Origin of the sequence: Lacibacter cauensis, from assembly GCF_007830055.1 — a bacterium.
In the GTDB taxonomy this organism is placed as follows: Bacteria; Bacteroidota; Bacteroidia; order Chitinophagales; family Chitinophagaceae; genus Lacibacter; species Lacibacter cauensis.
This window is the reverse complement of record NZ_VLLE01000003.1, coordinates 1102474-1126121: the sequence shown is the minus strand read 5'-3', so window position 1 is coordinate 1126121 and position 23648 is coordinate 1102474. Positions and strand designations below refer to the sequence as shown.

General features: G+C 41.2%; 25 protein-coding genes. 9 read left to right on the top strand and 16 right to left on the bottom strand.

Features of this window, described 5'->3' with window-relative positions; all coding sequences use genetic code 11:
* Positions 1–1478, bottom strand: a 1478-nt coding sequence (locus IQ13_RS10180) for a hypothetical protein (RefSeq protein WP_144886229.1), incomplete at its 3' end; no start/stop codon positions are given.
* Positions 1479–1903: 425 nt separating this feature from the next.
* Here IQ13_RS10180 and IQ13_RS10175 point away from each other — a divergent pair.
* Positions 1904–2722, top strand: a complete 819-nt coding sequence (locus tag IQ13_RS10175; protein ID WP_158637365.1) for a glutaminyl-peptide cyclotransferase — start codon at positions 1904–1906, stop codon at positions 2720–2722.
* On the opposite strand, the gene IQ13_RS10170 is transcribed toward IQ13_RS10175, so the two are convergent.
* The 3 genes from IQ13_RS10170 to IQ13_RS10160 all read right to left on the bottom strand — a co-directional run bounded on the left by IQ13_RS10170 (position 2719) and on the right by IQ13_RS10160 (position 4490).
* A complete protein-coding gene (locus tag IQ13_RS10170) occupies positions 2719–3213 on the bottom strand; it encodes a phosphoribosyltransferase family protein (RefSeq protein WP_144886227.1) in 495 nt (164 codons plus the stop codon). The two genes, IQ13_RS10175 and IQ13_RS10170, sit on opposite strands and share 4 nt — an antisense overlap.
* Positions 3214–3351: 138 nt before the next feature.
* The gene (locus IQ13_RS10165) at positions 3352–3864 is read right to left on the bottom strand and encodes an Imm26 family immunity protein (protein ID WP_144886226.1); all 513 of its coding nucleotides are present in this window, start codon (positions 3862–3864) and stop codon (positions 3352–3354) included.
* Positions 3865–3965: 101 nt separating this feature from the next.
* A complete protein-coding gene (locus tag IQ13_RS10160) occupies positions 3966–4490 on the bottom strand; it encodes a hypothetical protein (protein ID WP_144886225.1) in 525 nt (174 codons plus the stop codon).
* 313 nt (positions 4491–4803) lie between these two features.
* On the opposite strand from IQ13_RS10160, the gene IQ13_RS10155 reads away from it, so the two are divergent.
* Positions 4804–5223 (top strand): transposase, encoded by a 420-nt coding sequence (locus IQ13_RS10155; RefSeq protein ID WP_199758224.1) that lies wholly within the window; start codon positions 4804–4806, stop codon positions 5221–5223.
* Between the two features lie 40 nt (positions 5224–5263).
* Here the strand turns inward: IQ13_RS10155 and IQ13_RS10150 are convergent, their stop codons facing one another.
* Positions 5264–5674 carry a hypothetical protein gene (locus tag IQ13_RS10150; RefSeq protein WP_144886224.1) on the bottom strand — a complete coding sequence of 137 codons (411 nt, stop codon included), beginning with the start codon at positions 5672–5674 and terminating at the stop codon, positions 5264–5266.
* A 205-nt stretch (positions 5675–5879) separates the two neighbouring features.
* On the opposite strand from IQ13_RS10150, the gene IQ13_RS10145 reads away from it, so the two are divergent.
* A complete protein-coding gene (locus IQ13_RS10145; RefSeq protein WP_144886223.1) occupies positions 5880–7199 on the top strand; it encodes a 4Fe-4S dicluster domain-containing protein in 1320 nt (439 codons plus the stop codon).
* A gap of 186 nt (positions 7200–7385) precedes the next feature.
* Here IQ13_RS10145 and IQ13_RS10140 read toward each other — a convergent pair whose 3' ends face one another.
* From IQ13_RS10140 to IQ13_RS10100, 9 genes are all read right to left on the bottom strand, one after another.
* A complete protein-coding gene (locus IQ13_RS10140) occupies positions 7386–8078 on the bottom strand; it encodes a LysE family translocator (RefSeq protein WP_144886222.1) in 693 nt (230 codons plus the stop codon).
* 36 nt (positions 8079–8114) lie between these two features.
* A complete protein-coding gene (locus IQ13_RS10135; protein WP_144886221.1) occupies positions 8115–9185 on the bottom strand; it encodes an ATP-grasp domain-containing protein in 1071 nt (356 codons plus the stop codon).
* Positions 9172–9906: an NRDE family protein gene (locus IQ13_RS10130; protein ID WP_144886220.1), complete on the bottom strand. Its 735-nt coding sequence runs from the start codon at positions 9904–9906 to the stop codon at positions 9172–9174. The genes IQ13_RS10135 and IQ13_RS10130 overlap by 14 nt, the downstream gene beginning before the upstream one ends.
* Positions 9894–10364 carry a DinB family protein gene (locus tag IQ13_RS10125; RefSeq protein WP_144886219.1) on the bottom strand — a complete coding sequence of 157 codons (471 nt, stop codon included), beginning with the start codon at positions 10362–10364 and terminating at the stop codon, positions 9894–9896. The genes IQ13_RS10130 and IQ13_RS10125 overlap by 13 nt, the downstream gene beginning before the upstream one ends.
* A gap of 278 nt (positions 10365–10642) precedes the next feature.
* Complete coding sequence (locus IQ13_RS10120; protein ID WP_144886218.1) at positions 10643–11044, bottom strand: DoxX family protein; 402 nt, start codon at positions 11042–11044, stop codon at positions 10643–10645.
* Between the two features lie 11 nt (positions 11045–11055).
* On the bottom strand, positions 11056–11490 hold the full coding sequence (locus tag IQ13_RS10115; RefSeq protein WP_144886217.1) for a YHS domain-containing (seleno)protein: 435 nt from the start codon (positions 11488–11490) through the stop codon (positions 11056–11058).
* A 10-nt stretch (positions 11491–11500) separates the two neighbouring features.
* On the bottom strand, positions 11501–11959 hold the full coding sequence (locus IQ13_RS10110) for a YHS domain-containing (seleno)protein (protein WP_144886216.1): 459 nt from the start codon (positions 11957–11959) through the stop codon (positions 11501–11503).
* Positions 11960–12012: 53 nt separating this feature from the next.
* Complete coding sequence (locus tag IQ13_RS10105; RefSeq protein ID WP_144886215.1) at positions 12013–12714, bottom strand: Crp/Fnr family transcriptional regulator; 702 nt, start codon at positions 12712–12714, stop codon at positions 12013–12015.
* A gap of 20 nt (positions 12715–12734) precedes the next feature.
* Positions 12735–13775: an ATP-grasp domain-containing protein gene (locus IQ13_RS10100; RefSeq protein ID WP_144886214.1), complete on the bottom strand. Its 1041-nt coding sequence runs from the start codon at positions 13773–13775 to the stop codon at positions 12735–12737.
* Between the two features lie 94 nt (positions 13776–13869).
* On the opposite strand from IQ13_RS10100, the gene IQ13_RS10095 reads away from it, so the two are divergent.
* The 6 genes from IQ13_RS10095 (at position 13870) to argS (ending at position 20022) form a co-directional block, all read left to right on the top strand.
* Entirely contained in the window at positions 13870–14649 is a 780-nt protein-coding gene (locus IQ13_RS10095; protein WP_144886213.1) for a (Fe-S)-binding protein, read from the top strand.
* Between the two features lie 18 nt (positions 14650–14667).
* Positions 14668–15168, top strand: a complete 501-nt coding sequence (locus IQ13_RS10090; protein WP_144886212.1) for a hypothetical protein — start codon at positions 14668–14670, stop codon at positions 15166–15168.
* 31 nt (positions 15169–15199) lie between these two features.
* Positions 15200–15712 carry a hypothetical protein gene (locus IQ13_RS10085; protein WP_144886211.1) on the top strand — a complete coding sequence of 171 codons (513 nt, stop codon included), beginning with the start codon at positions 15200–15202 and terminating at the stop codon, positions 15710–15712.
* A 640-nt stretch (positions 15713–16352) separates the two neighbouring features.
* A complete protein-coding gene (locus tag IQ13_RS10080) occupies positions 16353–17162 on the top strand; it encodes a hypothetical protein (protein WP_144886210.1) in 810 nt (269 codons plus the stop codon).
* Positions 17163–17311: 149 nt separating this feature from the next.
* Complete coding sequence (locus tag IQ13_RS10075; RefSeq protein ID WP_144886209.1) at positions 17312–18130, top strand: hypothetical protein; 819 nt, start codon at positions 17312–17314, stop codon at positions 18128–18130.
* A gap of 113 nt (positions 18131–18243) precedes the next feature.
* Positions 18244–20022 carry an arginine--tRNA ligase gene (argS, locus tag IQ13_RS10070; RefSeq protein ID WP_144886208.1) on the top strand — a complete coding sequence of 593 codons (1779 nt, stop codon included), beginning with the start codon at positions 18244–18246 and terminating at the stop codon, positions 20020–20022.
* A gap of 68 nt (positions 20023–20090) precedes the next feature.
* Here the strand turns inward: argS and IQ13_RS10065 are convergent, their stop codons facing one another.
* Complete coding sequence (locus IQ13_RS10065; RefSeq protein WP_144886207.1) at positions 20091–22340, bottom strand: TonB-dependent receptor; 2250 nt, start codon at positions 22338–22340, stop codon at positions 20091–20093.
* Between the two features lie 62 nt (positions 22341–22402).
* A complete protein-coding gene (locus IQ13_RS10060; RefSeq protein WP_242009526.1) occupies positions 22403–23578 on the bottom strand; it encodes an MFS transporter in 1176 nt (391 codons plus the stop codon).
* Positions 23579–23648 lie beyond the last annotated feature (70 nt).

The following is a 23648-nucleotide window of genomic DNA, read 5'->3' as shown; positions in this document are numbered from 1 at the left end:
GCTGCACTATATGGTGAAGTTGCGGCTGCACCGTTCACAGTAAACGTTACTGAGCCTTTTCCTCCTGTGGAGCTGAAGCTGATACTTCCGTTTTCACCAAAACACTTCGGATTGGTTCCGTTGGCTGTTAAGGTTACTTTATAAACAGTTATTGTTGCCTGATCACTGTTGCTGCAACCTGTTTGTGAATCGGTATAGGTATAAGTTACATTATAAGTCCCTGCAGTAAGACCTGCAGCATTAAATAAGCCTGAGGCACTTACGTTTGCACCGCTCCAGGTACCACCAGCAGGGGAACCTGTAAGCTGAATGGATGAACCTGCGCAAACCGATGCATCGTCTGCAGTAACTGTTGGCGGAGGAATGCTGGTTATATTAACAAGATTACTTGTAGATGTACAGTTAGGCAAAGCGCCCGCACCAACCACATAATACCCGTTGCCTGCCGGCAAATTGCTCCATGTTAAAGCTGCACCTGTACCGGGTTGTGCCGCTCCAACAGGTTGGTTGGAGCCATTGTACAATTGGTAACTCGCATTGAGTTGAGAAGTAGTAGATGTAATTGTGCCGGTATTGGGATTGGTAGAACAGATGGCACTACCGGTTAATACCAATGGCGGAGGAGTTACACTGAATCCACCGCCTACAAAATCATCCAGCGAAGCTGTAATTGATTGAGACGATCTTGTTTCCAACAGGAAACTGGTGTTACACAAATTCAATACACCCAATGCTGTAAGATCAACCTGACCTTCAAAGAACATATTTACATCGTATGTGCTCTTAAGAAAAGTCCATCCTGTAGGAATGGGAAATTGACCTGTGTTATTTTCTGCAACTGCACCTGTAAGACTTGTTGTGCGTAGATGATTATCTGTGTTCGGAACAATGGTTTGACCCGCAGGGGCAACGCCATCATCATCCCACTGATAAATAGTAACAGTTGCATTACGGCCACCACCGGTAAAATCGGCAAGTACCAACACATCACCATCCACATGAGGTGGACTGAATATATTGTTGCCCGATACTGTTACCGGTCCGGTTCCATTCAGGTATAACCAGAAACCGATCTGGGCATCACCGTTGTTCGAAGTACGATCGCCGGCGAAATATAAAATGCCATCTTTAATGATGGCAGCGCCATTGGCAATGTCGTTCTTTGCTTTTGTTTGACTGATAGACCAGACTAACTGATTGGCCGGAAAGAAATCTTTCGAGCCTTCCGTAAACTGGTTGTCTACAACACCATTACCAAAGGCATCACCCTGGTATTTTTTAATGGCGAAGAGATTAAAATTAGCAGCATTCCAATCGACAGGATTACCGTCAATTACGGGCAGCGTTTGGGCAAATGAATCTCCCGGACTGAATGCCAAAATGAGGATCAGCAGCATCAGCATCTGTCGCCAGAGCCAATTGCCTGCTAACTTGCTTTTCTCATCCTTTCGTTCAAAGGCATGTAGCAGTGTGTTCATTTTGTCGAATTTTTGAGTGAATAATAATCACAGGTAACTATTAGGGATCTTAAAGACAGGACAAAACATTTCACCCTCAGCAACAGTGCATAGAAATACAACCATTGCCGGAGCAAAAACAAATGGAATACTGGAGTTTTGAAAGGATTAATTGGTATTAAGCAAGCTCAATAGGGAACAGACACATAGGGAGGTTATCGGAGTGTTCAATGGGGGGTAGGTTGTTGTGTGGACAGTAAACCTAAAGACTATTTTTTACATCTGCAATACCCAAAAGAGGTTAGGTTCACATATTTTTTTTAGCCATCCATCTGCAATATCAACCGTCTGCACAGCTGCTTTTACCGGCTTCTAAATAACATTATCGATTTTTTGGCGGTATAATTTGTGCCGTTCTTTACTTTTGAATGATATCAATAACTCGTATGAACTACAGATTACTAGGCCTTGCTCTTTTGTTTGTTGCATGTAACAATGAATCAAAACCAAACAATGAAACAACATCGGCAACAACAATAGCCGCACCTGCACAGATCAATTATAAATTATTGAAAGATCACCCGCACGACTCATCTTCGTTTACCCAAGGATTGATCTTTTATAATAATACATTATACGAAAGCACAGGCAACCCGGGAGGCGTATTGCATAACGGTTCATGGGTAGGCACTGTGGACATTGCAACCGGTAAACAAAACAAAAAAGCCATGCTCGATTCTGCTTTCTTTGGCGAAGGCATTACCATCTTCAACAATAAAATTTACCGGCTCACCTGGCAAAACCGCAAAGGTTATGTGTACGATGCTGCAACTTTTAAACTGTTAAACGAGTTCAGTTACAATCATGAAGGTTGGGGTATTACACACAACGGCAAAGAATTAATTGTAAGTGATGGCAGCAGCAATATTTATTTCTGGGATCCGGCTACCTGCAAAGAAATCCGTCGCATCAGCGTGCAGGATAACAACGGACTGAAGAATAACATCAATGAACTGGAGTTCATCAACGGATACATTTATGCCAATGTTTGGCAAACCAACGATATTTTGAAAATTGATCCGGCATCAGGTAATGTGGTGGGCCTGCTAAACCTTGCAGCTCTCAAACAACAGTTCCCCGAACTGAGTGGAGTTTCGGAAAGCGACAAAGTATTAAACGGTATTGCGTACGACAGCAGCAGCAACCGGGTGTTTATTACCGGTAAAAACTGGAGTAAGTTGTTCGAAATTCAGTTGCTCAATTAAATAAGATAAGCGCCGGTTATTTCCGTATCCGTCAGCTCTACGTATATATGCTCTTCCAAGGTAGTGGCAACCGATAACCCAACATAATCGGGCTGCACCGGAAAGGTTTTGTGTGTACGTTCTACCAACACCAGTGTTTGTATTTTGCGTGGCTGAAACTGCAGAAACGGCTTTAACGCATACAGCATGGTTTTACCACTGTTGGCTACATCATCAATTAATAAAATAGATTGATTGTTGAAACCGATTTCCCGGTCGAGGGTTACTTCTACCGGGTATTTTTTATCAAGACTTACTTCTACCAGCTCAACATGAATATTGCTGATGTCCATTACCTGCTCGGCCAGCAGTTTTGCTACAATTAAACCACTCTGGCGGATGCCGGCAAAAAACAACTGCTGCTCATCGTAATTACGTTCTACAATTTCAAACGCAAGGCGGCGGAGTTTGCGGGCTGTACTGTCTTTATCTAAAATGTATTTCTTTTCCATGGTTGTATTGCTGCTGCAATTTACGCAGGAATGAAGAGATAAATTTAGTTTTGTGTGAAGTTGAAAAAGAAGCAATTTTTTGTAGTGAAGCTTTTTTAGGTTGGCAGGGACACCAACTGATTAGGCAAACCGATTAGATTAGTTCTTTGAATTAAGTGCAACGATTGATTTTCTTAGAACTTCTTTATACAATATTGCATCATAAGATTTGTCCCATGGAATTAGCTTATGATAAGCCTTTAGCGCATTTTCAAAACGAATAGGCGCATAACTCGCTTGATAGTTAAGCGTCTTGATCTCTTCGCTGGTAGCGGGCCTCAGACGTTCACCCAAATGATTAACTACGTATATAATTTCAGTCGGCAAACCAACTTTGTAATACGGGAGTGGATATTGGTTTAGATTTTCAATACTACTGCCAACAATTTTCCAATCATCTCCGTCATATAACAACGCATCCATTGTTTCTCCCATTAATAATGGAATTGGTTTTATAATTTCTTTTAGCTCGGGTATATGATTTTTATCATAAGATTCTGCAAATACAATAATAAATAACGTACCCTTTTTAATCAATATTTGACCAAACCCCACATGTTTATCGTCAAGTTCAATAGAAAAAATATCCCCTTCTTTTAATTTTATCCTCATAGTTTCTTTAGTTATGCTTTCATGCCAGCAACTTCTCTCCTTTCAACCTTGTGAAATTTTCTTTTTATCGATTGGTGTCGCCACCAACCTAAAGGAAAAAATTAATTTACCCTATACATAACTTTAATGCTACCTGTAGGCCTCCTTCTAATTTGAATTGCGTATTCAGACAAATCAAATGCAATATCCGAAACATTCTCTCTCTTACGAAAGACGTTTACTGTTTCGGTAACTATCAAGGTGTCCCCTTTAAAATAAATTGAATCTGGAATACGATAAAAATACCTGTGTTTATTGACTTCCCGCAAAAAAGAAATCTTAAGTGTATCCTTACTTAATCTAAAAGAATATTCTCCATCTGTGGAACGAAAATTCAACAATTTATCTGTTTTAACTCTTGCTGTTTCCTTAATAAAAACATCAGAAACAGAGTCACGTAGCATTATATAACAAGACTGCAAAAGTTTTACATTTTGTGTATCAGCATACCTTACACTTTTAGTACAAACTGAATCGTTAACTATTAGTTTGTCTGAACCCTTGACATCTACCTGCACTTTTCTATTTTTTTCAAGACACCCGTATAGCATTACAAGAAAGCTAACGATTATAACTGTTTTTATCATTTATCATCTATTTAGCAGTCCACTAATACTTGCAAAAAAGTTGTCGGATTCTCATATTTAATTTTTATCAGTTGGCGAAAATGCGAACCGATAAGGAGTTAAACCACTATGGCGGAAGCCTGCAAAACAACTTTTTTTTATCGGTTGGTGTCGCCACCAACCGAAATCAAATATCGTAAATTTAATACATGAACCTATTGCATGTACGCCAAGGACAAATGGAAACATCACTCTATTACTTTTATACAGATACGATCCATGATTTTAAACATTTGCTTGCTGATGATGATTGTAAAAGGATTTGTATTGACTCATGGAAATACCTGACAGAAAAAAATCTGATAAGAATTTACGGGTTTGTATAATGCCAAATCATATCCATCTACTGTGGATGATGAATGAGTTAAATGGTAAGGAAAGTCCGGCAGGTAGCTTTGCAAAGTTTACGGCTCATCGTTTCAAGGAGTTACTGCAACAAAAAAGTGAGTTGGCATTATTACCTTATCAATCAAACAAAAAAGATCGGAAATATCAATTTTGGAAAAGAGACCCGCTTGCTATTTCAATTACATCAAAGAAGGCATTGCTGCAGAAGCTGGACTATATTCACAATAATCCTGTGCAGGAAAAATGGAAACTGGCAGATTTACCCGAGAACTATCGTTGGAGTAGTGCAGCTTTTTATTTAACAGGGAAAGATGAGTTTGGTTTTTTAACCCACTATGACGAGTGATTGTTTCGGTCGGTGGAGACACCAACCGATAAGGAAAGCATTACCACCCATTTTTTAGTACACTATTAATCCATTGAAGCGAATCTGGCAGCTCTTTACCAAAATAAATAAAATCATCCCTGATAAATAAACCAAAATTAAGATCAGGATTTAATGTATCTACCGCAACCAGAATATTAAATGGAACTGTTGGCGGTTCTATCCTGTTTTTTACCAACGTACGTGTATTGCTATATTTTTTACCTGCGATAGAATAAGTATAGTGCAGATTAATTTTACGAGATTTTGAAACTGAAGAATACGAATCAACCTTTGCCGGTATAAAGAAAAGGTTATCACTTTCTTTTAAGCTTTTCTTATCCCGTTTTTCGTTAAGCCAATCATTAAATTGAGCAGCACCGATTATGATTACAAACAGCGCCAGCAAACCCAAAGCAACTTTTTTTACCATTATTATTCCTTTATGCTATTCTTATCTTTCTTCCCACTAACATCTTAACTTTCAACTTGCTGCAATTTTCATACTCCAATCTAAGGAAGACCTTATGTAAACGAAACTAAAATTAACTTCCCCCAACCATCTCAGCAATAAACAACCAACTCTTTTTCTTCCCCTCCCCATCTCCCCTTATCTTAGCAATACAAATAACGTTTGTATGCAACTTGTTCAGCAGCTTTTATTTGCCCTTTGCCTGGGTACAGCCGTGTGGCTCTTCAGCAAAAAAGTAAAAGAAATCCGCCATAATATTTTACTCGGTGTGGACGAAGACCTCACCGATAATCCTTCGCTCCGCTGGAAGAACATGCTGCTGCTGGCGTTCGGACAAAAGAAAATGTTCAAGAACCCCTTGGTAGCCGTTATGCATTTTATCATCTATGCAGGCTTCCTCATCATCAACATCGAAGTACTGGAAATTGTACTCGATGGTTTGTTTGGTACACACCGTTTGTTTTTACCCTTGCTCGGTTCGTTCTATACATTCCTCATCAATGCATTTGAAATACTGGCCCTGCTGGTATTGGTGGTTTGTGTAATTTTTTTGATACGCAGAAATGTACTCAAGTTAAAACGCTTCATCAGCAACGACCTCAATGGCTGGCCACGCAGCGATGCCAACTATATTCTCATTACCGAAATTGTGTTAATGAGTTTGTTCCTGCTAATGAATGCAACCGATCGTGCATTGCAGTTAAACGGAGCAGAGCACTATCACCAAACCGGCAACTTTGTGTTATCCGGTTTGCTGGCACCATCGCTAGCAGGCATTTCCGAAACAGGATTGATTGCAATTGAACGCAGTGCCTGGTGGTTACACATTATCGGCATCCTTGCGTTCTTAAATTATTTACCCTGGAGTAAACACCTGCACATTGTTTTGGCATTCCCCAATGCATGGTATGCCCGTTTAACCAATACCGGTACAATGGCCAACATGCCATCGGTACAAAACGAAGTTAAGTACATGATGCAGCCCGAACTGGCTCCAACCGATGCAGCCGCACCGGCTAAGTTCGGAGCCAAAGATGTAATGGACCTCAGCTGGAAAAGTTTGCTCGATGCCTACAGCTGTACTGAGTGTGGCCGCTGCAGTGCAAGCTGTCCGGCCAATACAACAGGTAAGTTGTTAAGCCCAAGAAAAATTATGATGAGCACCCGTGACCGTTTGGAAGAAGTGGGCCGCAACATCAACGCCAACAAAGAATTTATTACCGATGGGAAAACTCTCCTCAACGATTATATAACAGTGGAAGAGCTGCGTGCCTGCACTACCTGCAATGCCTGCGTGGAAGCTTGTCCCGTAAGCATCAACCCTTTAAATATTATTCTTGAACTGCGCCGCTCATTGATTATGGAAGACAGTAATGCACCCGGCGAATGGAATGCCATGTTTGGCAACGTAGAAAACAATTTTGCGCCCTGGAAATTCAGTCCAGATGAAAGGGATAAATGGGCTGAGGAAATGCAGCAAGCGTAAGATGGATATTGTTACCGGCAGAAGGTTTGCATGGCAGCTGCATGGGCGACGCTCCGTTCAACTGATGGAAGTATAGCATCAATGTGTTCTTACCGCTTACTTCCTGCCTTTTGCAATTCATCAGACGAAGACTTCAGACGATGATGCGTTTCTACATCCTACATCAGAAATCAGAAATCCTACATCCTAGTGAATGTTCTTCTCCAATCCTCCCGTAACATCTTCCGGGTGTTCAAGTTTATGAATAGCATCCTTCTTACGCAAGATGCGGTACAATTGAAACAATGCCGTAAACAGAAACACGCCACCAATGATCCAGTTGAGCATGTGTTGCGATGCGTTGAGTCGTTCAACCAGTAACCTGCCGCCAAAAATAAAAATACAGTTGCCGGCAAAAGTGCCCATACCAATACCCACAATATAACTGTTGTAATTCCATGCACCCGGCTTTAAAATATTCTTCGTAAACAAAACGGTACTCCAGCCAAACCAGAAAGGTATTTGCACAGGGTTAATCAAACTCATGGTAAAACCAAGCAAACCTCTGTGCATCGTATTGGAAAGAATCACATTTTTTTCAACCGAAGGATGTGCTGCTGCCCAAAAACTGGAGGCAGCCAATGCCAGTACAATAATTACCGTTACCCATTCCAGTGCCTTTAATAATTTTTCCTGCTTGCGCACCCAGTCCATCGCAACCAGTGAAATACGCACATAAATAATTTCGGCTGTAAGGGAGCCTGCAGAAAACCAGAGTGCAGGAGAAATACCATCGGTAATACCGATTTGCATGGCAGCAATATTGAGTGTTCCCAAGGGCAGCGAACCTAAAAAACTGATGATAAAGCCCCACATTAAAATTTTAACCGGCTGTGGCATAAAACAAATATAAATGCTTAGGGCTAATTTGAACGATTATAATTTCAGTGCAAGCGCATCGAGTTTTTGTACGTGTGCAGCATTGCGCTTAAACATGGCAACACCTTCTTTCAACGTCATATACCCATGGCCTTTTGCATGATTTCTTTTGCTGATGCGCCATAAAATAAACCAATGCCGGATGATTTCTTTCCAGGCAAAAAAGAGGCTGTGTTTAGGATCGTACATATGTGTTGGATCACTTCCGGCACCATTGAGTTCGATGATATGAAAGTTATTGCCCTGGCGCAGATCATCCCAATCATTATACATCACATCCAGTCTTCCGTAATAAAATCCATCAATCTGCTGACAAACAGCATCAATGCTTGCCACAAATGTTGCATCGACTTTCACTGTCCAGTCAACAAACTTCGAACCCCGTGCATGATTACCGTAAGGTGCCAATACTTTTACTTCTCCCTTCTTCAACACCTGCAGAATATCGCTGCCATACATGTGCTTCAATGCATCCATCTGTAAAATATATCTGGGCACATTCAGTATCAATTCGTACAAACTCGATACACCATCACCTACCACTGTCATTGGTTCTTTCGCTACAATACCGGTAATATGTCCCTTCGCTTCTCCCGGAATACGATAATAAAAGATACCAACCTCTTTTGTGTAGGGCGATAATTCCTGTATCATAAAATCAACCGTACAAATGGAAGCATAGCTTTGCAATTCCTCTTTTGTATTAATTTTCTTTACAGCTTTACCCTGCATACCAATTACAGGTTTGGCAATGAGCGGAAAGTTGAACTGATGCTGTTGCAGCATTTGTTCAATTTGCACAAACGGCGTATGCACCGGTACATGAAAAAATAAAGGATAATAACCTGCAGGTAACAGCGGATAAATTTCCTGCTTGGGCTCCATTAAAAAACCACCGTATTGTATTGTTGGGTTGGCTGCCGTAAAGAAAAACTTACCTCCTGCACGTACGCACAACAAGGCAAACACCGGATAGATCCAGCCGTATACTGCTGTAAAACTCCAATATTCCCAATGTAATAAACGAATGAAAAACGGGTGGTGTGTAAACAGCTTAGGTAGACGCATGCAGTTGTGAAATGGAATGGTTGAATTCCTGCGAATATACCTTGCCTTCTGCTAAATCGTGGTAATGCATAAAAGAAAGTTCATCCTGCCGGTGAATTTGCGTAATACTCACAGTGAGCATTTCATTGTTGCGGTTCATCAACACATCATTTGTTCCGTCGCCATCGCCTGCAAAACGGTGAAAATGCAGAATTTCTTTTGAGCCTGTTTCACTGTATTCTTGTTGAAATGCATCGAACCATGCTTTCCGTTTTTCAATTACTTCACTGCTGTACAATGTAACCGACGACCAGATGTGAGCTGAAGCAACATCGAGTTCTGTTATTGCTTTCTCCTGTCCATCCCATCTTGCTTCAAACAACTGTTCAGCCTGTCGTATAACCAGTGTAAAGGGTTCTATTTTCTGCAGGTGAATTTGTGTAAATGCTTCAACCGGACGGGGATGATCAAATACATCTAAAAAGATTAATCCACGGCTTTTGCGGTAAGGCGGTATCGAAACATGATTGACAAAACCACCGTTGAGCAGCACCATGGCGTTGCCGTTTTCGTGCAGGGCTATCCAGGTACCACCGGCATTACCATCTTTCGGAAACAAGAGATGACCACTTGCAAACTTTTGCCACTTAGGCTCTTCTGCACGCAGGCGCACCTGCTTCTCATCTCTGTTGGAAGTAAGATAAAACGATGACTGAACCGGTATGTATGTTACTGTGCACATTGTTCTCTGTGGCGGATGGTGGACGATGCGATACCAAAATCATCAGCTACAACAGCAGTACTCACTTCTTTTATTCCCACACGTATCAATGCCATGTGATGAATGCTGTGTTCGTAATTGTACAACAACTCACGGTAATAATTTGTTGCAATATGCAGTTGCTCTTTTGCTGTTTGATCGTACGTACCGGTAAGCTGCAGATCAATATTTTCTTTGCTGATGTTACAGGAAATATCATGCAAAAAATCCTTCGCCAATAAAATATCTGTTTCAATACGTACATCCCGCTTACGGTCGTCGTAACAAACAGATTGCTGATCGTATCCGTTTAACAGGCATTGATACAGTTCAATAATATGACGGGTGTGCTGACCGATTGTTGAACCCGACAAATAAGCAGACGGTTGCTGGTATTGTTCTGCTGTTAATTGGTCGAGCAACGCAGTCAATTGTTGCATAGCGTTTTTTACTGCAGTAAATAAGTGCATATAGTGAACACGATCTTTTTTAAAAATAGCCATTTTCCGGCAAGCCCATTCAATTTCCTGTTTAAATCAACAACAGGTTTATTTTTTCTACAAAGGGCGATTTCTGCTCTTTCAATGGTTGTTGCCGTTGCGAAACAATAGTCAAGCGACCTGTTTACTTCACCATCAGCAATCCCTTAGAAGATACGTAGCAGCTCAATAGAAAGTTTTATTTATGATGTTTTTACAGCAACGAGCCTGCAACAAAGTCATTGCTTTGCTTGCATTTTGGAAATCAACTCCTGTATGGTTCTGCGGTTAAAATAAAGCAGCAACAGACAAGCAACCATTACAATAACAGCATAAGTAAATAACAGACCGCCATCGCCTTTTACTTCTGTACCGAGTATGGTAAGATGTGAAACAATTGCTCCGCCCATAATGCCGGCTCCCAATAAAGCACCGAAGACGGTTGTTCGTGGGTACAGCAATAATAACGAAGCAATCAGCTCCATCACTCCGGTTGCAATTCGCCCCCACGGCTCAATCCCGATTGTTGAAAAAATATAAACCGATTCTTCGCTTGCAGAAAATTTAAAGAACAAGGTCTGCAGCATAATGAGTGCGGCAACTACACGCAGCACCCAATTAAAAACAGTTGTAATGTTCATACTTGATTTGTTTATTGAAATTTAACTTCTGGCCACTTACGGTTGGCCGAATCGATAAACCGTTGTTGCTCTTTTTGCCAGGTGGTTTTTACTTTTTGATTATAGTTGAAGTAAAGTTTGTTCTCCTGAATATGCCAGGTATCTGCCATGGTTGGCGCTTTATATCCTCTTGCCAAACCGTATGCGCAATAGCCTCCGTACTGCGGCTCGTAGTTGGCAGGGTTAGCTTTGAATAAAGCAAGATGTTCGGCCGAAGCAAACAGCCATTTTACGTTTTTCCAGTTGTACATAAACTTATCGGAGCCGGTTATTGCCTTGCCTTCGGTGTAAAATGCAACAACATCGTAACCACGCAATGCAATACTATCGGGAGCAAAAATTTCAGAAGTTTGTGCTTTCGTCTGCAGCGTTACAAACAGCAGCACAAGCAAAATATATTGTTTCATAAGTTTGTGTTTAATTGCTGATTTTTTTCCAGTTAATATCCGCTTTTGCTTTCAGGTTCGCTTCGTCTTTATTCCATTTAGGCAATGTATTGTTGAAAAAACGATTGTAAAAAAGATAGAGTTTCCCGTTTACAATCTTGAATGTTTCAGGATCAAAATCTACTTTTTCGCCGCTTGCCCCCATGGCATAGGCGCACCATCCACCGTATTGCGGTTCGTAGGCAACTGCATTATTTTTAAATGTTTCTTTATTGGCCGCCGAAGAAAAATGATACTTAATACCCTGGTGCATTACGGCAAATGAAGAAGAGCCCTTTACCGCCTTGCCTTGCTTAAAATAAGCCACTACATCGTAGCCTTTTACGGCTATTCCGTTTTCCAGATTAAAGTCTTTTTGTCGTTGCTGATCCTGCGCCTGCAACGGACCAAATCCGTAACATAGAAATAAAAGAAGAAGTACCTGTTTCATCTGTTTTAATTTATGAAACAAAAGTAGATGCCTGTCTGTGCAGGTTTTGTCGGTTAACTGACAGCTAAGCGCTTTTGCAGATTTTTAACGGACGGAATTTTTATCTGCTGCCTGGTTACCTGCACCAGGCCTGCAGCTTCGAGTTCGTTCAGTAAAGTAGTAACAGTTTGTCTGCTGCTGCCAATGAGTTGCGCAATGTCTTCATGGGTAAGAAAATTCTGAACGGTTTGTTCATCGCCCATAGTATTGTTACCATGCTCCTGTGCAAGCATCAGAAGGAAATTCACAAGCCTTGTTTTTACATCTTTGTTCAACAGATTCAACAGCCGGTTTTCAAGCTTTCGTAATTTTTGTCCAACCTGTTTGGTAAAATGAAAACCAATGGCAGGTTTTGTTTTCAACAGCTTTTCAAAATCTTCTATGTTAAAAGCACATAATGATACATCGGCTTTATAGGCCTGTGCAAACTCACCGTTGAGGTTATTGCGCTCCAATGTAAACTGGCCAAACACTTCGCCTTGCCGGATGATTTCTTTAATCACTTCTTTGCCATCCTCATCAACATAACCAATTTTAATGGTGCCGCCTTTAAGAAAGTATAATTTATTATGATAGGCTGAATCGAAATAAATATACTCCCCCTTTGCTGCTTCAATAAAATGATGATCGAGCCGTAGTTCTTCGTACTCTTCATCCGTTACATGTGCAAAAAGGTCGTAATTACGAATCAATAAAAATTTCTCATCGCTGCCCATAACAACATTCGGTTATGAAATTAATCATATTTCTGCAGCAGCTTAAAGTGTTTCTGCGATTGTTTAATAAAACGGTAACCCTTTGCAAAACTCCAGTAAGGGTGGCCGTTGTTATGGTTGTACTTACTTATTTCGTACAAAGCTTTCCAGTGTTTCAGTATTTCTCTGTACGCATCGAATAAACGCATGTTACAATCGTAAATATGGTTGGGTTCTGCACCACTGCCGTTGTATTCCAGTATCATGAAATTCTTTCCGGCCTTTAAATCTTCAATGCTGGTTGTTTTAATATCGTAGCGGCCGTAATAAAAATGTTTGGAGTACGCACTCAGCTCATCAAATACTTTGTGCAGCTGTTCATCTATTTCCGCATGCAGGTTGGTAAAATGTGCACCCCGGTTATGGTTACCCGCATAAGACAGATAAAAAATATGATCCTTTTCAATTACACGATCGAAACGGTGTGCATGCCGGTGCTCCATTTCTTCCATACGATGTTTCGCCCTCGGATGTTTCTGCACCAGCTGTTGAAGCGTGTCCTCACCATTACCAACTACATGCAACAGTTCTTTGTGTATGAATCCACTCACCGTTCCTTTGGTTTGCGCAGGATGGCGGTAATAAAACACACTCACTTCAACAGGCAGCTCAATTAAATCCTGCACAATGTACTCAACGGGTATACGTTCGTGATATTTACGCAACTGCTCTTCCGTATCAATTTTACGAAACAGGATACCTTTCATTCCCACATCGGGCTTTACAATAAACGGATATTGAAAGCCGGCTGCAGCAATCCGCTCACGCACTTCATCAAACGGCAGATCGTGCATAATATAAATGGTACGTGGTATGGTATGCGGTGGCAGCTGATCGTACATTTCTTTTTTTCCCTCGCCTTCAAAACCACCAAAATCGATGGTAGGATTCGATGGCGTAAAAAACCAGACAGCTCTGCTTCGTGCAATGTACCAGAGCCACACAAAACTGATGGGGAAATAGATTACTGCAAAAGGCCACAGTTCCCAATTTGTCAATCGTTCAAAAAATTTCTTCACCATGAAATTCAAAGATAACCGAGCAGTGTCATATACAGACAAACGATTGATTGCTTTTCATTTGTTTTCTCTTAGTTTTGAAACAAATTAAACCAATATGCGTATTCCTTCCATGGCTGAAATGATGGCGAATAATGAAACGCCCGACGTGCTGTTTTGGGTTGGTTGTGCAGGCAGTTTCGATCAGCGTGCGCAGAAAATTACCAAGGCATTTGCCGCAATTCTAGATAAAGCAGGAATTAAGTTTGCAATACTTGGCAAAGAAGAAATGTGTACAGGTGATCCTGCCCGCCGTGCCGGTAACGAATTTCTGTTTCAGATGATGGCGTACAACAATATTCAATTGCTGAACGGATACGGCATCAAAAAAATTGTAACTACCTGTCCGCATTGCTTCAACACATTAAAGAACGAATACCCTGCTTTGGGCGGCGAGTATGAAGTCATTCATCATACCACTTTATTGCAGCAACTGATTGACGAAGGAAAAGTAAAGATGAAAGAAGAAGGATCGTTCAAAGGCAAAAAAATTACGTATCACGACAGTTGTTATTTAGGACGTACCAATCATATTTACGAAGCCCCCCGCAAAGTGCTGGAAGCTTTAGATGCAGAATTGGTTGAAATGAAACGTTGCCGCAGCAATGGTTTGTGCTGTGGGGCCGGTGGTGCACAAATGTTTAAAGAAGAAGAGAAAGGAACTACCCGTGTTAACTGGGAACGCTCTGCCGAAGCGGTTGAAACTGGTGCTTCAATTGTTGCAGCGGCCTGTCCTTTCTGTAATACAATGATGACGGATGGCGTAAAAGTTGCCGAAAAAGAAGACGCAGTTAAAGTGATGGATGTTGCCGAGCTGGTTGCTGCAAGCATGCAATAGTTTGCAAAAACAAACTGGATGAAAAAACCTCTACAACAATTTAACTGGAAGAATTTCCTGAAAAGAACTTTTCTGTTCTTTCTCTTCATTACGGCCGTTCACCTGCTGTACGAGCTGTTTGGCGGTAACTATGCATTGCGCAGTATTTTCCTCACAAACCTTTACGGTAAATTGCTTACTGCCTTAGTTTTTGGTTTGGCAGATGGGAAAACCTGGAAAAAACAGCAACCAATCGAAAAAGACGAATCGGAGCCACAAACCTTTGACAGTATTGCAAGTGCTGTAAAATTTTACCTGTGGTTTGCTGTGTTCATTGCACTGATCTGCATTGTATTTGTTGCAGCGCTTACCGGGCTCACCTATTTTATATTATATATACTAGGCTCTGAACTCAGGGGGCGAATAACGGAAGTAATTAAACCCTCCCTGCTGCTCATTCTTATCATCAGCATTACATTTACAATATATGATGCTGTTCGTAACTACTATAGGCTTAAGAAAAGAGAACAGAGTCGCTGACAAATAGCCGCCCTGCCTTTAACTTTGCAGTATGAACTTAGCGTACAGCCATCTTTTACCTGCCGATTTTGCACCCGATTCCCGTGTTTGGATTTACCAAAGCAGCCGTATGTTTTCTATGGGCGAAGCTTTACAGATAGAAGATTTGCTGAACCACTTTACCGCTAACTGGAAAAGTCACGGTACACCTGTTAAAGGTTTCGGCACTTTGTTCTTCGGCCAGTTTATTATTCTGATGGCCGATGAAAACGCAACCGGGGTCAGCGGTTGCAGCACCGACAGCAGTGTGCGCTTAATTAAAGAAATTGAGCAATTATATAAGGTAGCCATGTTCGACAGACAAAACCTGGCTTTTGTGGTAAAAGACAAGATCCAGTTACTGCCGCTCAACCAGCTGCAATATGCTGCAGATAATCAATTCATCCAGGCAACCACCCTGTATTTTAATAACCTGGTACAGACCAAGCAGGAATTAGAACAAAACTGGTTAGTACCGGTAAGCGATAGCTGGCTGGCCAAACGCATCAAGCTTCAAAACGCCTGATTCAAAAACCGTTTATCCCGATTACCGCTTTCGGGTAGTCCGTTTCATCCCCGTTTTTGGGCCTTTCATCCGCACATACCTGCAGTTGGCAGAGCATAGTTTTGTCTTAACATTTCCTTCAATCCATCCATCCTCTTTTAGCTCCGTACACCGTAAAAACAAAAGAATTTTGCAGGGTCAATGTAACAAAAAGGCTCATTCCCCGTCACATTGATATAAGTTCTTTGATTGGCTGACATTATTAAAAACACCGAACTCTCAAAAAATATATAATTTTCAAAAATTTTTGAAAATTTAGTTGGAAGATCGCAGCACCTGATATACCTTTGCAGCGTCAAGTTAAGGTACCCAAAGCTCCGGTTAATATAGAAACACCGCCTTTGACAGTTTACTTCGAAAAACATCCCTGCTAAACTGCATTTTGAACAGGTACCAACGAACAACGATCGCAAACAAAACCAAACAAATTGCCTTGATGGCCGGTCAACAAGAAAAAATGACCATTCATCAGCTTAATGAGCCAAACAAGGTATTATGTATTGCAAAGTACCAGTTTTTGAGAGTATCTTTGTTATACAATCGAAAGAAAAGAAAACCCGAAAGGGATAAAATAAAAAGAACCTTAAACATCAAAAACCAGATGACAACAACATTAACAGTGAATTCCGCAAACGGAACACTTAAACAGAACAACAGCTTAGTAACCAGGATGATGCGACTGACAGCATCGTTTGTACTGACTGTGGTAGCATTTGCTACAATGTCTTTTACCCAAGACGACACCACCAAGTATGCTGAAGATGGCTTTCAAAATGCCGACAGCTGCTGCACTGTAACTTTTGTTTACGGCAACCAGCAAATAATGGTTAAAAATGCAAACGCATTTGGCGCTGCTGAAGTTCGTATTAACAATATGGACCTGAATACATGGGTGAACAGCCTGAAAGCTTACTCTTTCAAAAAGTTCAACTACAACATGATTGGTTACGCAGACCAAAAAATTGATGGTTCATTTGCATTGGCTGAAGCATTAAACAAAACAATGGCAGCAAACTACAGTAGAAACATGCAGGCTGAAGGAGAAAATGCTGACAATGCCTTGAACAATGCGTTCGATAAAACCGTAGCTGCTCCCCTCTTTGGAAAAATGCTTCAGTCTGAGATTGCAGCTACTGATGCGGCTACCGATAAATTGGCTGGTGAAGATGCAGACAACAAAGCAAAAGCAGCTGCCTTTACAAAAGCGGTTACCACCACCAGCACCCAGGCTGATGAATTGGTTGACCTGATGCTTTACGGCGCAGCAATTGAAAAAACAACAAGCTTCAGCACATCAGATGCTGACAAAAATATTGACGCAGCAATGTATAAAAGTACATTCAAAACAGTTCGTCCTGCTGATGCAACAGCTGCAGACAGCAACATCGACGCACTGCTCAAGTCAAAATGATAATTTCATGTTTTCTACATGCAGTTGGTTTAGGTTTCGGGGTTGATTTCCATCAACCCTTCTTTTTTTCTTAAACTTTTTCTAATTACAGCAGCGGCAACTGAATTTTACGAATAGCCTCGTAAATTAGCTCTCTCAAAATTTACAAAATGAAAGTGATTATCCCGGCGATTGCAATGCTTTTTATGGCAACGCTTGCAAATGCCCAACAGGTAGTAAACGAAGCCGCTCTTCAAATGAAGATCGAAACGACCAATCCGAATAACGACAATGGAAATGCAGTGAACAGCGATGGTGAAGGAAGAGTGATGATACGGATGGGTGATGGTGAAGTAAAGTCGAAAATGTATTTCAAAAATGGCATGACCAAGATCGAAAGCGATCTGGGTATGGGTACTAACCAGGTTATCATCGACAGCAAAGAAAAGAAAACTACTACCCTGTTTGAAGCAATGGGTCGCAAAATGGGTTTTTATACAACCGATGCTGATATGCAAAGAATGATGGCTGGCGGTACTGGTGGCGATTCTACCCGTCAGCAACGTATGCCCCAGCCGTTTACACCTGAAGTGTTTATTGAGTACCTCAGCGACACAAAAAAGATTGCAGGTATGGAATGCAAAAAAGCACTCATCCGTTATAAAGACCGTCGTGGACAGGAGGTTCAGCAGGAGGTTTGGTACAGTCCGGAGTTTGTTATGGGCGAAGGATTCCGCATCCGTGATGTAATGCGCATGGCCAACGTTCCCGGTTTGGAAAAGCTGAAAGGTTTTCCCATGGAATTTGAACTGACAAGACAAAATGGTGCAAAAGTGCATTACCAGGTTACCAAAGTAGATCTTACAGCGAAAGTTGATGATAAAACTTTTGTGGTTCCTAAAGATTACGATGTAAAACCCATGAGCGAAATGAACCAAGGCAGCCGTGGCGGCAATTTCCAGTTCCGTATGGGCGGCGGTGGCCAATAAAAATCACACAACAACTCTTTTTAAACCTCCTGAGACAGGAGGTTTTTTATTTTTGCAACAGCCGCTCCTGCCCTAGCCCCAATTCATTTATTTTTGCGGCTCAACTAAACAGCATGGCAATTCAGCAAGAGATACAAGAGGCAGCAATTAAAAGTCTGGAACAACTTTACAGCAAAACGTTTACAGCAAAAGATTTTCAAATCAACAAAACGAAACCGGAGTTTGAAGGCGATTATACGATTGTGTTATTCTCTTTGCTGAAACCATTGGGCAAAAGTCCGGATGCATTGGGCAACGAATTAGGCAAACACTTGGTTGAAAACAATGCAGAACTGTTTACCTCTTACAACATAATCAAAGGTTTTTTAAATCTTACAGTTGCTGATACTTATTGGCTGCAGATTCTTTCAAAAAACTACAAAGATGTATGCTTTGGTAAAGGCGCAGTAAAAAATCAGAAGGTGATGGTCGAGTATTCTTCACCCAACACCAACAAGCCTTTACACCTTGGTCATTTACGGAATAACTTTTTAGGCTGGAGTACAGCAGAAATTATTAAAGCAAATGGATATGACACAGTTAAGACTTGTATTGTAAACGACCGTGGTATTCATATATGTAAAAGTATGATCGCCTGGCAGCTGTTTGGTGATGGCGCTACACCGCAAAGTACCCAAACCAAAGGCGATCATTTTGTGGGCGATTACTATGTAAAGTTTAACGATGAATATAAAAAGCAGGTTGAAGAGCTGATTGCCCGTGGCATGAAAAAAGAAGATGCCGAAAAAGAAGCTCCCATTATGAAAGCAACACAGCAGATGTTGTTAGATTGGGAAGCCGGCAAACCCGAAGTAATGGAGCTGTGGAAAGAAATGAACAGCTGGGTGTATGCAGGTTTTGATGAAACCTACAAGCGCATCGGCAGCGATTTCGATAAAGTGTATTACGAAAGCAATACGTATTTACTGGGCAAGAAAACCGTTCAGGAAGGTTTAGCAAAAAATGTATTTATTCAGAAGGAAGATGGTAGTGTGTGGATTGATTTAACAGCCGATGGCCTCGATGAAAAGATTGTACAACGGAAAGATGGCACTTCGGTTTACATCACACAGGATATTGGTTTGGCCCAACAGAAATACGATGAATATAAAATTGACCAGAGCATTTATGTTATTGGCGATGAGCAGAACTACCACATGAAAGTACTGCAGCTTATTTGCAAAAAGCTGGGCTTACCGTACGCCGATGGTATTTATCATTTGAGTTATGGCATGGTGGAGTTACCAACCGGTAAAATGAAGAGCCGTGAAGGAACGGTTGTTGATGCCGATGATCTGTTGGATGAAATGGAGCGTGTGGCACAGCAAAAAACGGAAGAGCTGGGCAAGGTGAAAGATTTTACAGCAGAAGAATTAAAAGAATTGTACCGCACACTCAGCTTAGGTGCGTTAAAGTTTTACCTGTTGCGTGTTGATCCGAAAAAGAAAATGATTTTTAACCCGGAAGAGTCCATCGACTTTCATGGTTACACCGGGCCGTTTATTCAATATACACATGCACGGATCAAATCCATTCTGCGTAAACAAAAAGCCAGCGATACAAACAGTATTCAGCAAACGGTATTGCTTCCGTTAGAAAAAGAATTATTGATTGAACTGGAAAATTATCCAACCGTTATTGCACAGGCAGGTAACGAACACGATCCTTCGCACCTGGCCAACTATATTTACAACATTGCAAAAACCTTCAATTCATTCTACACCGAACATTCGGTGATGAATGCAGAAACAGAAGAGAAAAAGCAACTACGTTTGTTTATATGTGAATTAACAGCCAATGTTATTGCAAGTGGTATGCAGTTGCTGGGCATCAATGTCCCTGAAAGAATGTAAACGACGCATTCAATCCATTCATATAAAACAAAGCGGCCGAAAATTTCGGCCGCTTTGTTTTATGATCATCAATCAAGATTAAATCGCATTCCAACCATCACCCTCCTTCCCATCACCGGTGCATAGTTGTACGACGGATCGAAAGTATATCCATTCGGATTATTCAACGGATCATTCACCCGTTTATCAAACGGATCTTCCGGACGAAGAATGGGATTCTGTGGTATAAAATTCAACAGATTTTTTACTCCAAGATAAAGTTCTACCTGTTTACCGATACGTTGTGTCAACTGCAGATTGGCCAAAGTAAACCAAGGTGAATACTCGGGACGAAAATCGTTCGGTACAATGGGTAAACGCTGCGGACCGAATATTTTTCCTGTAAGATCTAAAGTGAATTTCCACTTAGGCACGCTATACGTAATGGCATAGTTACCCGAAAACCTTGGTGCAAATAATTGTTGTTGCTTTTCGATAACAGCTTGTGCATTGGGTTCTTTTGTAAACACATCCATCAAGGTAATACCCGCCAACACTTTAAAATGCTTCTTAAATGAAATGTCGGTGTTCAATGTAAAACCTTTCGATACAGCATACCCATCAATATTTTTATAAATGATTTTTTGCGGATCGGTATCGTAGTCAGGAATAATCTTGTTGGTAAAGTATGTATAGAATAATGTCGCATCAATCGTAACATAGCCAAACGAAGGAGTAAATGTGCCTGTATAATTTACATTACCATTCCAGCTGCGTTCGGGGTTGAGCGATTCCGCAATAATCACTTCTCTTGCGCCGCTTAATGCAGCATGATCTTCTGTAAATAAATTCACAATCCGAAATCCGTTACCTGCACTGAAACGAAACACCTGGTTATTGTTGCTGCTGAACTTCATTGCAACACGTGGAGAGAAAATGCTGCCCTGCATATTCGTTAATTCATAACGTATACCTGCAAGTAATGTCCAGTTCGGATGAAACTTCCACTCATCCTGTACAAACAAACCTTTCATTTGCTGTACGGAGGGATGATTGGTTGTACCATCGGGTTTCATAGTGGCTATTGTATTATCATCATACCACGTAAACCGATAAGGCAATCCGGCAGACAAACTATGTTTTGCTACATCTTTATTCCAACGCAGCTGTGCAAAACCTGCATGTTGCCTGGCATTGTAAGGAGTAACCCCATAATACGAATTCTGATCGTGCAGGTTGTACGAATATTCTAACAGCACCTGTTCTTTACCCGCTTTTATTCCATAGTTGCCAATCAGTTCAAGCCGTTTGGTATAAATACTTTCGCCATAAATACTATCGCTGCCACGCCATGTTTTATTCCATTGCAGTTCACCACCCCAACGATCTTCAGTTAATAAACGCACCGCAACCTGGAATGGTAATTTATTTTTCCGATCGAAACTCCATTTATTGAATAAAGAAATACGCTTTTGTAACGTTACATCAGTGAAGTTATCGTTATTGATATCGTATCGCTTATCAAAGTGAAACACATTAACTCCAAGCAATGAATGTGCTTTTCCTGCTTTGAATTTTGCACTTACATCTGCATTCAACTCATCGTACGAAGTATAATTGATATCGACATTCAATTGCGATGCAGAGCCGGGATCTTTGGTGATAATATTGATCAATCCTGCAACAGCTTCGCTTCCGTACAGAGTAGAGGAAGGACCTTTCACAATCTCCACACGCTTGATTAAACTTGCAGGAATACCGGAAAAACCATACACCGTCGCAAGATTACTTACCACCGGCATACCATCAATGAGCACCATCGTGTACGGACCTTCCATGCCATTAATATGAATATCGCCTGTATTACACACATTACAATTCAACTGTGGCTGAACGCCGTTCACAATGGATAAGGCTTCAAATACAGAAGCCGTAACATTCTTTTTAAAAAACTTGGGAGAATACGTTTCAACTGCAATAGGGCTGTTCGACTTTTTGATTTCTTTCAACGTTCCGCTGATCACTACTTCACCCAAAGATTTGGTTACAGGCTTCAGTTGAATCAGTACAAATTTTTGTGCGGCAGCAACAACAAGCGTATCAGCTGCATAACCAATTGCTGAAACAAACAACGAATCTCCTTCTGTTGCTGCTAACTTAAACCCACCTGCATGATCGGTTAATACCGATAAGCCGCTCTTCAGATTTTTCACGGTTGCATGCTTCAGTTGTTCTTCCGTCCGCAAGTCGGTTACCTCGCCCGATAAGGTAAATGTTTGCCCCAAAGCTGTTACCGACAACAGCATCAACCCCACAAAAAAGATGTTTTTCCGTTTCATTTTTTAGACTTGTCTAAATTTATGTTTAGACAAATATAGAAAATAGTTGAAAGGAGTCAAACTTATTTTTGAGTTCCGGCCTGCTTCCACAACCAAAGCAGTACAAAGGCGGTTACGGCCGCAGCGGCTGAAAACACCGCAACTGCACCAAAACGAAACCAAAGAAAACCGGCTAAACTGCTGGCTAACAAGGCGGCAATACTTTGAAAACCTGTAAATAACCCAATGGCCGATGCATTTTCATTTACAGGTACAAGGGTACTGATCCACGCTTTGGCAACCGACTCTGTAGCTGCCGCATACATCCCATAACAGGTAAAAAATAAGATAAACAGCCAGGTATTGTTTACAAAAGCAAACCCCATGTATGTAAGTATAAAAAAGAAAAGCCCTGCAAGAAATACTTTTTGCATCCCAACCCGATCGGCCAGTTTACCTGCAGGAAAGGCAAATAATGCATACACAAGATTGTAAAAGATGTACACGCCGATTAATACTGTATCCTGTAAACCGGCTTCCTTCATCTTCAATAACAGAAATACATCCGAACTGTTGAATAAAGCAAACAGCAACAAACCAATCACCAGCTTCCGGTATTGCTGAGGCGATTGTTTCCAGTAACTGAATGTTTGATGAAAAGGAATTGCTTTCTTACCCGCAGTAACTGTTTTCTTTTCTTTCAGCAATAAAGTAAATAATACTGCAACTATGCCCGGTATTGCAGCTATTAAAAACAAGCGTTGATAATTACCGGGATACAGATAAAGAAAACCAAGCGCCAGTAATGGACCCAGCACTGCACCCAACGTATCCATTGAACGATGAAAGCCAAACACAGTTGCTTTATTTGCTGCAGTTGCTTCTGCATTCAACATAGCATCACGTGGAGCAGTTCGTAAGCCCTTACCTGCCCTGTCGGTAAATCGTGCAACAAAGATCCACCACAACTGTGTGCTGAAAGCAAGCATGGGTTTCGATACGGCACTGAACAAATAGCCCAGCTGTACAAATGGTAATCGCTTACCGCTTACATCACTCAACCGTCCGAAATAACTTTTACCCAAGCCTGCAACCGCTTCTGCAAAACCCTCCAGTATACCAATTACCAACACTGAGTAGCCAATGCTTTTTAAATACAACGGCATAACCGGGTACAACATTTCGCTGGCCATATCGGTAAACAGGCTCACCAGCGAAATAAACCAGATCGTTCGTGTTATTCCTTTAAACATCTTCATGCTTACTAAAAGTAACAACAGTTATTGTAAACAAAAAGCCCCGCAAATGCGGGGCTGTATTATCTGCAAC